The 12,778-nt window shown below is 50.7% G+C and carries 13 protein-coding genes; 3 read left to right on the top strand and 10 right to left on the bottom strand.

Annotated elements, in window-relative coordinates; translation table 11 throughout:
* Positions 1-124: 124 nt before the first annotated feature.
* The 5 genes from nifJ to yedE form a co-directional block, all read right to left on the bottom strand.
* Positions 125-3,637, bottom strand: a complete 3,513-nt coding sequence (gene nifJ / locus Q7Q81_RS10570) for a pyruvate:ferredoxin (flavodoxin) oxidoreductase (protein WP_304275995.1) — start codon at positions 3,635-3,637, stop codon at positions 125-127.
* Between the two features lie 191 nt (positions 3,638-3,828).
* A complete protein-coding gene (selD, locus tag Q7Q81_RS10565) occupies positions 3,829-4,869 on the bottom strand; it encodes a selenide, water dikinase SelD (RefSeq protein ID WP_304275994.1) in 1,041 nt (346 codons plus the stop codon).
* Between the two features lie 3 nt (positions 4,870-4,872).
* Positions 4,873-5,133 (bottom strand): DUF3343 domain-containing protein, encoded by a 261-nt coding sequence (locus Q7Q81_RS10560; protein ID WP_304275992.1) that lies wholly within the window; start codon positions 5,131-5,133, stop codon positions 4,873-4,875.
* Entirely contained in the window at positions 5,130-5,336 is a 207-nt protein-coding gene (locus Q7Q81_RS10555; protein ID WP_009146013.1) for a sulfurtransferase TusA family protein, read from the bottom strand. The genes Q7Q81_RS10560 and Q7Q81_RS10555 overlap by 4 nt, the downstream gene beginning before the upstream one ends.
* 9 nt (positions 5,337-5,345) lie before the next feature.
* The gene (gene yedE / locus Q7Q81_RS10550; RefSeq protein ID WP_304275991.1) at positions 5,346-6,419 is read right to left on the bottom strand and encodes a YedE family putative selenium transporter; all 1,074 of its coding nucleotides are present in this window, start codon (positions 6,417-6,419) and stop codon (positions 5,346-5,348) included.
* 148 nt (positions 6,420-6,567) lie between these two features.
* On the opposite strand from yedE, the gene Q7Q81_RS10545 reads away from it, so the two are divergent.
* Together Q7Q81_RS10545 and Q7Q81_RS10540 are read left to right on the top strand one after the other, a co-directional pair.
* Positions 6,568-7,755 carry an aminotransferase class V-fold PLP-dependent enzyme gene (locus Q7Q81_RS10545; protein WP_304275988.1) on the top strand — a complete coding sequence of 396 codons (1,188 nt, stop codon included), beginning with the start codon at positions 6,568-6,570 and terminating at the stop codon, positions 7,753-7,755.
* Positions 7,745-8,638 (top strand): selenium metabolism-associated LysR family transcriptional regulator, encoded by an 894-nt coding sequence (locus Q7Q81_RS10540; protein ID WP_304275985.1) that lies wholly within the window; start codon positions 7,745-7,747, stop codon positions 8,636-8,638. The genes Q7Q81_RS10545 and Q7Q81_RS10540 overlap by 11 nt, the downstream gene beginning before the upstream one ends.
* Positions 8,639-8,696: 58 nt before the next feature.
* Here Q7Q81_RS10540 and Q7Q81_RS10535 read toward each other — a convergent pair whose 3' ends face one another.
* The 5 genes from Q7Q81_RS10535 to Q7Q81_RS10515 form a co-directional block, all read right to left on the bottom strand.
* Positions 8,697-9,113, bottom strand: coding sequence for a universal stress protein (locus Q7Q81_RS10535; RefSeq protein ID WP_304275982.1), 417 nt, complete (start codon positions 9,111-9,113; stop codon positions 8,697-8,699).
* Between the two features lies 1 nt (position 9,114).
* Positions 9,115-9,552, bottom strand: a complete 438-nt coding sequence (locus Q7Q81_RS10530; protein WP_293692917.1) for a universal stress protein — start codon at positions 9,550-9,552, stop codon at positions 9,115-9,117.
* A gap of 120 nt (positions 9,553-9,672) precedes the next feature.
* Entirely contained in the window at positions 9,673-10,062 is a 390-nt protein-coding gene (locus tag Q7Q81_RS10525) for a hypothetical protein (protein WP_303679638.1), read from the bottom strand.
* Between the two features lie 17 nt (positions 10,063-10,079).
* Positions 10,080-11,465, bottom strand: coding sequence for an NAD(P)/FAD-dependent oxidoreductase (locus tag Q7Q81_RS10520; protein ID WP_304275979.1), 1,386 nt, complete (start codon positions 11,463-11,465; stop codon positions 10,080-10,082).
* A gap of 67 nt (positions 11,466-11,532) precedes the next feature.
* Positions 11,533-11,958: a DUF190 domain-containing protein gene (locus Q7Q81_RS10515; RefSeq protein WP_304275976.1), complete on the bottom strand. Its 426-nt coding sequence runs from the start codon at positions 11,956-11,958 to the stop codon at positions 11,533-11,535.
* A 180-nt stretch (positions 11,959-12,138) separates the two neighbouring features.
* Between Q7Q81_RS10515 and Q7Q81_RS10510 the strand changes: the two genes are divergently transcribed.
* Positions 12,139-12,522: a thioesterase family protein gene (locus Q7Q81_RS10510; protein WP_304275973.1), complete on the top strand. Its 384-nt coding sequence runs from the start codon at positions 12,139-12,141 to the stop codon at positions 12,520-12,522.
* Positions 12,523-12,778 lie beyond the last annotated feature (256 nt).

Here is a 12,778-nt window from a genome sequence, read left to right as displayed (position 1 = left end):
ATCGAGCACAAAAATTGGACTAGGTCGACCCAACCACAAGTAATGGACTAATGCAAATACTTTTGCTTTTTCTTTTTGCCGTGCCGCTTACGCAGCACGGCTTATTTTTTATTAAGCAAGAATTTTATTCCTTGCCTGCCAGCTTTTTGTAGCCGTCCAGACGAGTCATAGCGTCCTTCTCGGTCTTTTCGAACAATGCTTCCGCAGTATCCGGGAACATCTTCTGCAGGGAGCTGAAACGAACTTCGCCCATCAGGAAGTCACGGAAGTTTGCGGTAGGCTCTTTGCTGTCCAGAATGAACGGATTCTTGCCTTGCTCCTTCAGTTCCGGATTGAAGCGGTAGGTTGCCCAGTAACCGCAGTCAACAGCACGTTTTTCTTCGAGCTGGCTGCAGCCCATGCCAACCTTCAGGCCATGGTTGATGCAAGGTGCGTAAGCAATAATCAGGGACGGACCGTCATAAGCCTCTGCTTCGGCAATAGCCTTCAGAGTCTGGTTCTTGTCGGCGCCCATAGCAACCTGTGCAACATATACATAGCCATAGCTCATAGCCATCATGCCAAGGTCTTTCTTCTTGGTCTTTTTGCCGCTGGCAGCAAATTTAGCGATTGCCGCAGTCGGAGTAGATTTGGAGGATTGACCGCCGGTGTTGGAATATACCTCGGTATCGAATACCATAACATTGACATTCTCGCCGGATGCCAGTACATGGTCCAGACCGCCGTAGCCGATATCATAAGCCCAGCCGTCGCCGCCGAAGATCCAGTGGCTGCGTTTAACGAAGAATTGCTTCTCGTCATACAGAGCAGCGCATTTATCGCAGTTGTCTTTGTATTTTTCCAGTACAGCAGTCAGCGCTTCGGCACGCTCACGGGTGCCTTCGCTGTCGTTGACATGCTCCAGCCAATCGGTCAGCGCAGCCTTGAGATCCTCAGGCAGCTCGCCTTCCAGCATAGCTTTTACCATGTCTTCTACACGCTCACGGGATTGTTTAACGCCCAGGAACATACCTAAGCCATATTCAGCGTTATCCTCGAACAGGGAGTTTGCCCAGCTCGGACCATGACCTTTGCAGTTTTTGGTGTACGGCATGGACGGAGCGGATGCACCCCAGATAGAGGTACAGCCGGTTGCATTGGCAATCATCATACGGTCGCCAACCAGCTGGGTTACGAGCTTAGCATACGGAGTTTCGCCGCAACCTGCGCACGCACCGCTGAACTCAAGCAGCGGCTGCTCGAACTGAATACCCTTCATGGTCTTCTTGTTGAGCGGATTTGCCTTCGGAGCAACCTCCTTCTGGCTGTATTCCCATGCAGCAGCTTTATCAAGCTGAGTATCGAGCGGCTTCATAACGAGAGCTTTGGCTTTCGGAGCCGGGCATACCTGAGCGCAGTTGCCGCAGCCGGTGCAATCCAACGGAGAGATGCTCATGCTGAACATCAGGCCTTTAGCGCCGATAGCAGGCTTGCTCGGCAGAGTTGCCGGAGCCTTGGCAGCTTCTTCCTCAGTCATGAGAACCGGACGGATAGCAGCATGCGGGCAAACGAAGGCGCACTGGTTACATTGGATACAGGTGTCCATCTGCCATTCCGGTACGTCGATAGCGATGCCGCGTTTTTCGTAAGCAGCAGTACCGCTCGGGAAGGTGCCGTCTGCATAATCAGCAAAAGCACTTACCGGCAGCTTATCGCCTTCCAGCTTGTTCATCGGAACGAGCAGCTTGTCAACAAATTCGTTGCCGGTTGCAGCTTCGGCAGCAGTATCGCCGGCCTCAGCCCAGCTTGCGGGAACATCAACGGCAACAATAGCGTCAATACCCTTGTCGATAGCAGCGTTGTTCATGTCGACAATGTTCTGGCCCTTCTTGCCGTAGGAATGCTCAACAGCATCCTTCAGGTATTTAACAGCGTCAGCCAGAGGAATAATATCAGCCAGCTTGAAGAAAGCAGACTGCATAATCATGTTGATGCGGCCGCCCAGACCGATTTCCTGAGCAATCTTTACAGCATCAATGATGTAGAATTTGATATCGTTCTTAGCGATGTAGCGTTTGAGCTGACCGGGCAGCTGTGCGTCGAGCTCCTCAGCGCTCCAGTTGCAGTTCAGCAGGAAGGTGCCGCCCTTTTTCAGGCCTGCGGTTACATCGTATTTATGAACATAGGACTGATTGTGTACTGCAACAAAGTCGGCAGCATCAATCAGGTACGGTGCCATAATCGGAGTATGACCGAAGCGCAGGTGGGAAACAGTTACGCCGCCGGATTTTTTACTGTCGTAGGAGAAGTAGCCTTGAGCGTACATATCGGTGTGGTCACCGATGATTTTGATAGCACTCTTGTTGGCGCCGACGGTACCGTCACTGCCCAAGCCCCAGAATTTGCAGCCCTTGGTGCCTGCAGGAGTTACATCAACGCCTGCTACGCACGGCAGAGAGGTATTGGTTACATCATCAGTGATGCTGATGGTGAAGTTGTTTTTCGGTTCTGCACTTGCCAGATTATCGAATACAGCTACGATATCGCCGGGCAGCAGGTCTTTGGAGCCCAAGCCGTAACGGCCGCCGATAATCATAGGGTTGCGGTCGCTTGCATAGAAGGCAGCACGTACATCAAGATACAGCGGTTCGCCGAAAGCGCCCGGTTCTTTGGTGCGGTCCAAAACAGCGATGCGTTTTACGCTTTGCGGAATTGCGCCCATGAAGTGCTCGATGCTAAACGGACGATACAGATGAACTACGAGTACGCCAACCTTTTTGCCCTCTGCGTTGAGCTTTTCAACAACAGTGCGGACGGTTTCGGAAGCAGAGCCCATAATGATGATGATATCTTCGGCATCTTCAGCGCCGTAGTAGTTGAACAGATGATATTCACGGCCGGTCAGCTTGCTGATTTCACCCATATAATTCTCTACGATTTCCGGCAGAGCATTGTAATAGGTGTTAACAGCCTCGCGGGTCTGGAAGTAAATATCCGGGTTTTGTGCGGTGCCGCGGATAACAGGATTATCCGGGTTCAGACCGCGTTTGCGGAATGCATCTACCGCATCCTTATCCAGCAGCTTTTCGAGATTAGCATAATCCATAACCTCAATCTTCTGGATTTCGTGAGAGGTACGGAAGCCGTCGAAGAAGTTCAGGAACGGTACACGGCCTTTGATAGCACTCAGATGTGCTACGCCTGCCAGATCCATAACCTCTTGTACGCTGCCTTCAGCCAACAGTGCGAAGCCGGTCTGACGGGTAGCCATAACGTCCTGGTGGTCACCGAAGATAGACAGAGAGCTGGTTGCCAGTGCACGTGCGGAAACGTGGAAAACTGCAGGCAGCAGCTCGCCGGCCATTTTATACATATTAGGAATCATCAAAAGCAAGCCTTGAGATGCGGTGTAGGTAGTAGTCAGCGCACCTGCCTGCAGGGAGCCATGAACTGCACCGGAGGCACCTGCCTCGGACTGCATTTCCATCAGCTTAACGGTTTGCCCGAAAATGTTCTTTTTGCCTTGGGCAGCCCATTCATCGACAACCTCAGCCATCGGTGAGGACGGAGTAATAGGATAAATTGCAGCAACATCGGTAAATGCGTAGGAAATATACGCAGCAGCTGTGTTGCCGTCCATTGTTTTCATTTTTACCATTGGATTCCCTTCTTTCTTGAAATCACAAAATTACTTGACCTTAATTTTTACAGGAAAAACTTTCCGGTTCATACAATTAGTATACACTACTCAGCCTTGTTTGTAAAATATCTGCATAAATGTATACAGCATTTTTGCGTAAATAAAATGTGAAAAAAGATGCCGCCGGTTAAGCAGCATCTTAAAAATATTTACGCCTCAAGATAAATCGCACTATCAAGTTTTTCGGTCACATAGCCGATAATCCGCGTGCTCGGAGCAACAGCCCGCAGCTCTGCCAGACAAGCTTCCGCCTCCGCCGCAGGAACAGCACATAGCAGGCCTCCGCTCGTCTGCGGGTCGTAAAAAATATCCTGCAGCGCACGCGCGACAGCTCCCACAACACGCACACCTGCTTCGGCAAAATCACGGTTACGGTATGCGCCGGCAGGTATAAAGCCCATATCCGCCATCTCGTATGCTTCCTCGTGGTAGGGCACGTCCTGCGCCTTCAGGTGCACGGTAACGCCGCTGCCCTGCGCCATCTCCAAACTGTGTCCCAAAAGCGCAAAGCCTGTTACGTCGGTGCAGGCATGCACGCTGTAGTTCACAAGCACATCATGGGCATATTTATTGAGCGTACTCATCTGCACATACAGCTTGTCTAGCAGCTCCTGCTCTACTAAGCCGGCCTTCGCCGCCGTCGTCAGAATGCCTACGCCCAAAGGCTTCGTCAAAAGCAAAATGTCACCGGGTTGCGCGCCGCTGTTCGTCCACACATTTTCAGGCTTCACAAAACCTGTCACCGCCAAGCCGTAAATCGGCTCCGCGCCGTGAATGGTGTGGCCGCCGGTGATAATTGCACCTGCTTCATAGGCCTTGGCATAACCGCCGCGCAAAATCTCCTGCACTGTTGCCTTATCCATCTTCTCGGGAATGCACATGATATTCAGCGCCAGCTTCGGCTCGCCGCCCATAGCGTAAACATCGCTCAGAGCGTTCGTCGCCGCAATCTGCCCGTACATAAACGGATCATCGACAATCGGCGGAAAGAAATCTGTTGTCTGCACAATCGCCAGCTCGTCACTCACCCGATAAACACTGGCATCATCGCTTTTATCGTAGCCTACCAAAAGATTAGCATCATAATGCGTCTGAAAGCCTGCCAGCAAATTGCACAGCGTACCGGCACCCACCTTGGCACCGCAGCCCGCACAGCTTGCCAGCTTCGTCAGCCTTACTTCGTTTTCCATAGCTCAAACCTCCGCTTGTTCGGCAGCAGTATACAAAACCTCGTAACCATTCTCCCGCTCACTCACTATCTGCTCCAGCTCCGGTGTCTGCAGGGACGCTGCATCTTCCAGAGCCTCTGTTTTAAAAAACACGCAGGTACCACAGCTGCTGCTCAGGCTGCGCGGCACCGGGCGCACCTGCGCCTGCCAGCCGCGCTCCGTGCACAGATGCTGAAAGCGCACCGCACCGAAGTGCGAAAAGAACGTTGCAATATACTGCATCATTTGCTCAGGGACAGAGTAAATTCTCCGTCCTGCTCCGTCACAGCAACCTTATAGCCCTGATGCTGTGCGTAGCGTGTTACATTTTCCTTGGAGGTATTATTATCCACGATTACCTCATAAGCAGCCTCGCCGCTCATCATCGCCTGACGCGTCAGGATAACAGGTTCGGGACAGGAAAGTCCTCTTGCATCAATAGTTTTCATAGCGTTTCCTCACTTTTTATATGTATTCAGATAAGCAATCACAGTAACAACAACAATACCGATAACAACAGCAATCTGACCGTTGGCAGTAGGACCATTGCCGCTGGATGCCAGACCGAAGTTATGCGCAAAGGCCGCACCCACGATAAAGCCCAGCAAAGTTACTGCGCTGTCGGAGTTGCCTTCGCCGGACAACACCAGCTGACGCATCGGGCAACCGCCCAAGAGTACGCAGGCAAAACCCGCCAAGAAAAGTCCCAGCACGTTCCACAGCGCATCGGTGTGCGCAATAGGCTGCGCCGCAAAGCCCACCTTGAAAAAGGCACCGCCTGTTACAGAGGTCAGCACAACATTGCAGGCAGCAGCTGCCGCAACAACAGCCACAAAGCCCCACAGCATTTTAGTTTCTCTAAAGAGAATAAAATCGCGGATACCGGCAATCATGCAGAAGCGTGTGCGCTGCGTAAGATAACCGACTGCCACTGCAGCAATCAGGCTCACAGCAACAGCCGCATGTTTGGCACCGGGGCCGCCACCCGCCTTGGTAAAGTGTATGAAGGCCGGTGCGGCAACGAGCAACACCAACAATACAATGGCAATAACCGACATAATGCTGCCTTCCGCCGCCGTCATCTTATAGGTGCGCTTCAGGCTGTAGCCTCGGTTCAGGAAGAAAATGCCGGCATAAATGCCTGCCGCAAAGCCAACAAGGCCGACAACAGCGTTCAAGTCACCGCCGGCAATACGCAGCAGCATTCTGAACGGACAGCCTAAAAACATCAGACAGCCAATCATCGCGAAAAAGGCCAGCATAAAGCGTGTCAGCGGCGAGCTGCCACCCTTCGGCGAAAATTCGCCGTGCAGATAGGCACCGCCGAGCGCGCCCAAAATCAGACCGCTGATTTCCGGACGGATGTACTGCACAGCCTTAGCTGCATGCAGGCCCAGACCGCCGGCAGTATCACGCAAAAAGCAGGCAATGCACAGGCCCATGTTGGCCGGATTGCCGAAAAACACAAGCATCGCTGCCAGCAGGCCGATAACAGCGCCTGTCGCAACAATCGTTATTTGTTCATTTTTCATAAAAAGCCTCCCTAAAATATTCTTTCGACAAAAGTATATCATAGCCAACGCGCTTCTACCAATATCATTTATAGATAAAGCAGATTGATTTATTAGCTTTTCAGATAATTATATGATAGAATAGGCATAATATGAGGAGGTAAGGAAAATGCAGCAAATTTATCTAGACAACGCCGCCACCACCTTTCCCAAACCGCAGGCAGTTGCTGACGCAGTTTATCAATATATCGCCCACACAGGCACTAACATCAGCCGCGGTACCTGCGCGACTACTACCGAGGACCTTGTCTTTGCCACTCGCGAGCAGCTTTGCCGATTCTTCGGCGGCGAGGACAGCAAAAATGTTGTCTTTACGAAGAACATTACCGAAAGCCTGAATATCATCATCAAGGGACTTCTGCATAGCGGTGACCATGTGCTTGTGAGTGCTATGGAGCACAACGCCGTCATGCGTCCGCTCCAACAAATCGGCGCCGAGCTGACTGCAGGCAACGCTCCCACCGACGCCATAACCTTCAGCCGCATTCCCTGCGACGCGGAGGGTGCACTGTGCTTAGACGCTTTACCGCAGCTTGTGCGCCCCAACACCAAGGCTATCATCATGACGCACGCCAGCAATGTCTGCGGCACACTGCAGCCCTTGGCACAAGTCGGCAGCTTCTGCCACAAGCACAATTTGAAATTCATCGTCGACAGTGCGCAAAGCGCCGGCGTTGTTCCTATCAACATGCAGGAAATGCACATCGATGCCCTCGCCTTTACGGGACACAAGGGCCTCCTAGCACCGCAGGGCATCGGCGGCTTTGTGCTGCGCGAAAGCATGATTGACGAAATAACACCGCTCATCGTCGGCGGCACCGGCAGCCTCAGCCATACGGAGCACACTCCCCGCTTCATGCCCGATAAATTCGAGGCAGGTACGCTCAACCTGCCGGGCATCGCCGGTCTGCATGCTTCTCTCACATGGCTGCAGCAGCAGGGCATTGACAAAATCCGCACGCATGAACTGACGCTTACGCAGCAGTTTTTAGACGGACTGCAGCAGTTAGAAGCGCAAAACTTATTGTGCATCGTCGGTAAAAAGAACTGTAGCGAGCGCGTAGGCGTAGTTTCCATCATTACAGATATAATGGATATCGCAGAGCTGGCCTTCATCTTAGCGGACAAATACGCCATTGCTACGCGCGTAGGCCTGCACTGCGCCCCCAACGCCCACAAAACGCTCGGAACATATCCCACGGGTACACTGCGCTTTTCTTTCGGCTGGTACAACACAGCAGAGGAAGTCAATATCGCTCTGCAGGCTTTAGAAGAGGTGCTCGCCCATGGACTTTAAACAGCTCCAAAGCTTTATCACCGTAGTGCAGGAGGAAAGCTTCACGCAGGCTGCAGGCAGGCTCTTCGTATCGCAGTCCACCGTCAGCACGCACATTCACCAGTTGGAAAGCGAGCTTAACACCAAACTGATTCTGCGTACTACCAAAAGCCTGCAGATAACGCCCAAGGGACGCGAGCTTTACGAATACGCGCTGAATATCTTGGAGCTGAAGGAGCGCATGATTCAGGCCTGCTCCATCGAAAGCCGGCGCATCATCCACCTCGGCGCCTCCACCATCCCCTCAGCTTATATCCTGCCGCAGCTTTTGGCGGACTTCGGCAAATTGCATCAGGATATTTACTTCATCATTCACCAGAGCGACAGTCAAGGTATCATCAACGGCCTGAAGGACGGACTGTTTAACCTTGGCTTCATCGGCATGAGCTGCGAGGACAACGACTTCTGCTGCCTGCCCTTCTGCAAAGACCGCATGGTAGTCATTACGCCGGTCAACGAACATTTTCTGCAGTACAGACAGCGCAAGGAAAACGTTCTGCCGGAGCTTTTGCGCGAACCGCTGATTCTGCGCGAAAAGGGAAGCGGCAGCAAAAAAATGGCGGATAACTTTCTTGCCAACAGCGGCATTGCCGAAAGCGAGCTGCAGATTATTGCCCGCGTCAACGATCAGGAAACTATCAAAAACCTTGTCGCCGGTGGTATGGGCATTTCCATTATCTCGGAAAAGGCAGCGCACAACTTCCTGCAGGAAAAGCGTTTGCTGGCCTTCGAGCTGCCGCAGGCTTTTTCCGAACGCAGCCTCTACCTCATCTACCGCAAAAATTATCTGCTGCCAAGCTACGTCAAGGAGTTTCTGGCTTTCATCGGTCAAAGCAAATTATAAGCATAACAAAACGAGTACGCGCAGGACGAATCCGGCGTACTCGTTATCTTTTACATATTTACTTAACAATCGTCACAGGCACATTAGCGTTTTCCATTATGACGCTGCTGACACTATTGCGGAACAAGCCTTCCAAAACTCCCATGCCTCTGCTACCCAGCACGATACCGTCACAATCCTGCTCACCTACCGCGCGCAGGATGCTTTCGGCAATATCGTTGTCGTTTTCCAGCAAATAGGTGCAATCAATGTTCTTGCCGCTGAGAATCGCATGTGCGGCATCAAGCACTTCATCACCCATCTGAACATACAGGCAGTCGCTTCCAAATTCCACAATATGCTGTTTCATTCTGCCGGAAACCACCGTCATAATTACCAGCGAGCCACGCGTATAGCTTACAAGCTCACAGGCATATTCCAATGCTCTCCAGGAATGCTCCGTACCGTCAATAGGTACAAGAATGCGTTTCAGCATTTTATTTTACAATCAGCACAGGTACATTTGCATATTGAGCAACCTTAGAGCTTACGCTGCCAAGGAAGAATTCAGCAATACCGGAAAGGCCACGGCTGCCGATGATGATTGCATCTGCGCCGGTCTTTTTAGCCATAGCGATGATGCGTTCGGACGGATGGCCAACCTCCAGACTGAATTTGGTTTCGCCTTCGTAGGTGCTCAGACGCTCCTGCGCCATTTCGAGAACCTTGTCACCGATTTTCTCCAGCTCACTGTTGCCCTGGCTTACAGTTGCATGATCCAGAGGCACTGCAAGCAAAGCAGCATTATTATATGGTTGGATTACATTGATTACATGCAGTTCGCCGCCAAACTTTTTGCCAAGCTCTACAGCAGTATCCAGTGCTCTCCAGGAGCCTTCACTGCCATCTACAGGAACAAGAATCTTTTTAAACATAACAACGCACCTCCATAATAATGCACATGTTGTAATTTATTTATTATATTTTCTACAAGAAGAGGCTTTTTTTCTTCTTACGTTATATATTCTGCCTTAGCGCAAAAATTCCTGCTTAAATTACTCGCGACCGCGATTTTTTCTTTTTTCGTGGATGCGGGCAGATTTCTTGCTGAACTTTTTCGGTTCATCAGCCAGCTTTGCCAGCTCGGAAGGAGATTGCTCCTTAGCCTCGGCAAAGTTTTCGCCCTTCACAAAGCGGAAATAAATCGCAATGCCGGCAATCAGCACCAGAGGAATACTGCCGATAACATAACGGTAGCTCTGCGGTGCAGCCATCGTGATAAAGTCATAGATAACGATACATGCAGGCACCAGGATAATCTGTCCCATGCGGGCGAGGAAGCCGTCCTTACCCATAAAGCGCACTACCATACCATAAGCCAAAAAGGCTACCGCAAAGGAAACGAAAGACATAAATACCAGAAACGCAAAAAACTCAAAATTCATCTAAAAAAGCACCTTCCTTAATTCTTCTGTCCGCAGGCACGGGCACCAATGACGCGCGCCGCCCAGACACCGCTGGCACTCGCCTGCGATAATCCGCGTGTAATACCGGCACCGTCGCCTACCGCAAACATATTCGCAACCTTGGTTTCCAGATTACCGTCCAGCTCGAGGCGTGCGCTGTAGAATTTTACCTCTACGCCGTAAAGCAGCGTATCCGCATTCGCCATACCGGGAGCAATCTTATCCAAAGCATAAATCATTTCAATAATATCATCAAGATGGCGTTTAGGCAAGACCAAACTTAAATCTCCCGGCGTTGCACTGAGCGTCGGTTTGGTAAAGCTCTTAAGCATACGCTTCTCATTCGTGCGTCTGCCCTTCACCAGATCGCCGAAGCGCTGCACCAGCACGCCGCCTCCCAGCATGTTGGAGAACGAAGCGATACGCTTGCCGTACTGCAGCGGCTCATGGAAGGGTTCGGTAAACTTGCTGCTTACCAAAAGCGCAAAGTTGGTGTTCTTGCTGTGCATCTTGGGGTCGCGGTAGCTGTGGCCGTTAACAGTAATAATGCCGTCCGTATTTTCCGCTACTACATAACCGTAGGGATTCATGCAGAAGGTGCGCACCACGTCATTGTAAAGCGAGGTGCGGTACAAAATTTTTGCCTCATACACCTCGTCGGTGATATGCTTGAACACCTCTGCCGGTACCTCTACGCGCACGCCGATATCCACCTGATTGTTGATAAAATAAAGGCCCATCTTAGCGCACTGCTCAGTGTACCATTCCGCACCGGCGCGACCGGGAGCAGCAATAAGATACTTGCACGGCACCGCCTCGCCCTTGTTGAGCTCCAGCACAAAGGTTCCGTCCTCCTGACGGCAAATTTCTTCAACCGCGGTATTGCAGCGGATTTCGATTTTGTCCTCCAAAAACTTATGGATGTTTTCCATAATCACCAGATTATTTTCCGTACCCAGATGGCGTACCTTGGCGTTCAAAAGATGCAAGTCGTATTTAAGCGCCTGCACGCCTATTTTGCTATTCTTAGTAGAAAAATATTCGCCGGGAGCACCATGACGGCAATTCAGCTCATCAACATAATCAATCAGCTCGATAACCTTTTCCTCCGGCAGATATTCGTTCAGCCAGCCGCCGAATTCCGTCGTAAAATTATATTTGCCATCCGAAAAAGCACCGGCACCGCCAAAACCGCGCATAATGCTGCAGGAATTACAGTTAATGCAGTGGTCAACCTTCTTGGCTGCCAGCGGACAGAAGCGCTTTTCAATCGTATTGCCGGCCTCCAGCATAATAACCTTTAATTGCGGATACTTCAGTACGAACTCATAGGCGGCAAAAATTGCGGCAGGACCTCCGCCGATAATGGCTACATCATACATAAATTCTCCTCCTCGTCATCTCCCATAAAAAAACCGCAGCCTCAATTTTTAACTGCGGTTTATCAGCTTATTGCTGTTGTTCCTGCTGCTTGCGCAGGTAGCTCGGCTGCGGCGAGCCGTTGTTGATATCCTTATAGCTCTCTGCCTTACGCATAAAATCGGTTACCAGATAATCAGCCTCACCCATCACCACTAAGGCATGGGTTGCATTCTTTTCCAGAAACGGCAGAATCTTTTCGAGGTTTTCCTTTTTATCTACCAGCTCCACAATAACCGGGAAATTGGCATTGCCGCTAATAAATGTGCTGACAGCACGTCCTACACCACGCACCTTGCTGGCATAGCCTTCGATACCCTTGATAACAGTACCGCCGGCAAGGCCCAAAGAGCGCGCTTCACGCAAAATTGCTTTATAAAGCGGGATATCCTCAAAGAGAATATCCTCGCCTGTATAAATCTTTAAATACGAGGTTTTGTTAAATTCTAAAGCCATGGTTCTACACCTCCAGCCATCATTTCAATTCGTTTATATTATTATAATTCGGCGCTTGACAAACAATTCCTGCAATATGCAGGCAAAAAATTCTTATCCTTGCATTTAGGACTTGTCAGCAGAACGATAATACTTTATGATATAAGCGTATGATTTGATTATTGAAAGAGGGTTTTAAGCATGACAAATTTACATACCGGACTTACCGGCACCGCTAACGTAACCGTAACCGAGGCTAATATTGCCGCTACTATGAAAAGCGGCTCTTTGGCTGTTTTTGCCACTCCCGCTATGTGCGCACTGATGGAGGAAGCTGCCTGCGCCGCAGTCAATGCTCATCTGGAGGAGGGCAGCGGAACTGTAGGCATCAGCCTGAATATTACGCATGACCGCGCTACCGCTATGGGCGACAGTGTTACCGCTACCGCTAAGCTGACTGCGGTTGACGGACGCAAGCTGACCTTTGAGGTGAGTGCTGCTGACAGCAAGGGCGTTATCGGTAAGGGTACACATGAGCGTTTTATTATTGATAATGAAAAGTTTATGGCGAAGTTGAATAGATAAGGTCAACAAGGCAAAAAAATAGAATACTGAAAGTTAAAAAGCTGTTTCCACTCAAACATGGAAACAGCTTTTTCTTCTTGGTGATTCCGGCCACACGTACCCGCAAGGGTGAAATCGAACTGGCGACTTTTCCTCTCGGGTAAGCATGTACGGCAATCTTATTCTCTTGGTGATCCCGGCCAGAATCGAACTGGCGACCTACCGCTTAGGAGTAGACCCGATACGACATCGGGAAGTGGCATCTAATGCTTAAAAA

It is taken from the genome of Phascolarctobacterium succinatutens, assembly GCF_958453765.1.
Lineage (GTDB): Bacteria > Bacillota > Negativicutes > Acidaminococcales > Acidaminococcaceae > Phascolarctobacterium_A > Phascolarctobacterium_A succinatutens_B.
The sequence above is the reverse complement of the archived record's forward strand: the minus strand, read 5'-3'. Positions and strand labels throughout refer to the sequence as shown.

Coding starts and splice junctions, on each gene's coding strand:
- Q7Q81_RS10560 (WP_304275992.1), bottom strand. CDS start 5,133: ATGATGCAGTATATTGCAACGTTCTTTTCGCACTTCGGTGCGGTGCGC.
- Q7Q81_RS10555 (WP_009146013.1), bottom strand. CDS start 5,336: ATGAAAACTATTGATGCAAGAGGACTTTCCTGTCCCGAACCTGTTATC.
- Q7Q81_RS10545 (WP_304275988.1), top strand. CDS start 6,568: ATGCAGCAAATTTATCTAGACAACGCCGCCACCACCTTTCCCAAACCG.
- Q7Q81_RS10520 (WP_304275979.1), bottom strand. CDS start 11,465: ATGTATGATGTAGCCATTATCGGCGGAGGTCCTGCCGCAATTTTTGCC.
- Q7Q81_RS10530 (WP_293692917.1), bottom strand. CDS start 9,552: ATGTTTAAAAAGATTCTTGTTCCTGTAGATGGCAGTGAAGGCTCCTGG.
- selD (WP_304275994.1), bottom strand. CDS start 4,869: ATGGAAAACGAAGTAAGGCTGACGAAGCTGGCAAGCTGTGCGGGCTGC.
- Q7Q81_RS10525 (WP_303679638.1), bottom strand. CDS start 10,062: ATGAATTTTGAGTTTTTTGCGTTTCTGGTATTTATGTCTTTCGTTTCC.
- Q7Q81_RS10540 (WP_304275985.1), top strand. CDS start 7,745: ATGGACTTTAAACAGCTCCAAAGCTTTATCACCGTAGTGCAGGAGGAA.
- Q7Q81_RS10515 (WP_304275976.1), bottom strand. CDS start 11,958: ATGGCTTTAGAATTTAACAAAACCTCGTATTTAAAGATTTATACAGGC.
- nifJ (WP_304275995.1), bottom strand. CDS start 3,637: ATGGTAAAAATGAAAACAATGGACGGCAACACAGCTGCTGCGTATATT.
- Q7Q81_RS10510 (WP_304275973.1), top strand. CDS start 12,139: ATGACAAATTTACATACCGGACTTACCGGCACCGCTAACGTAACCGTA.
- yedE (WP_304275991.1), bottom strand. CDS start 6,419: ATGAAAAATGAACAAATAACGATTGTTGCGACAGGCGCTGTTATCGGC.
- Q7Q81_RS10535 (WP_304275982.1), bottom strand. CDS start 9,113: ATGCTGAAACGCATTCTTGTACCTATTGACGGTACGGAGCATTCCTGG.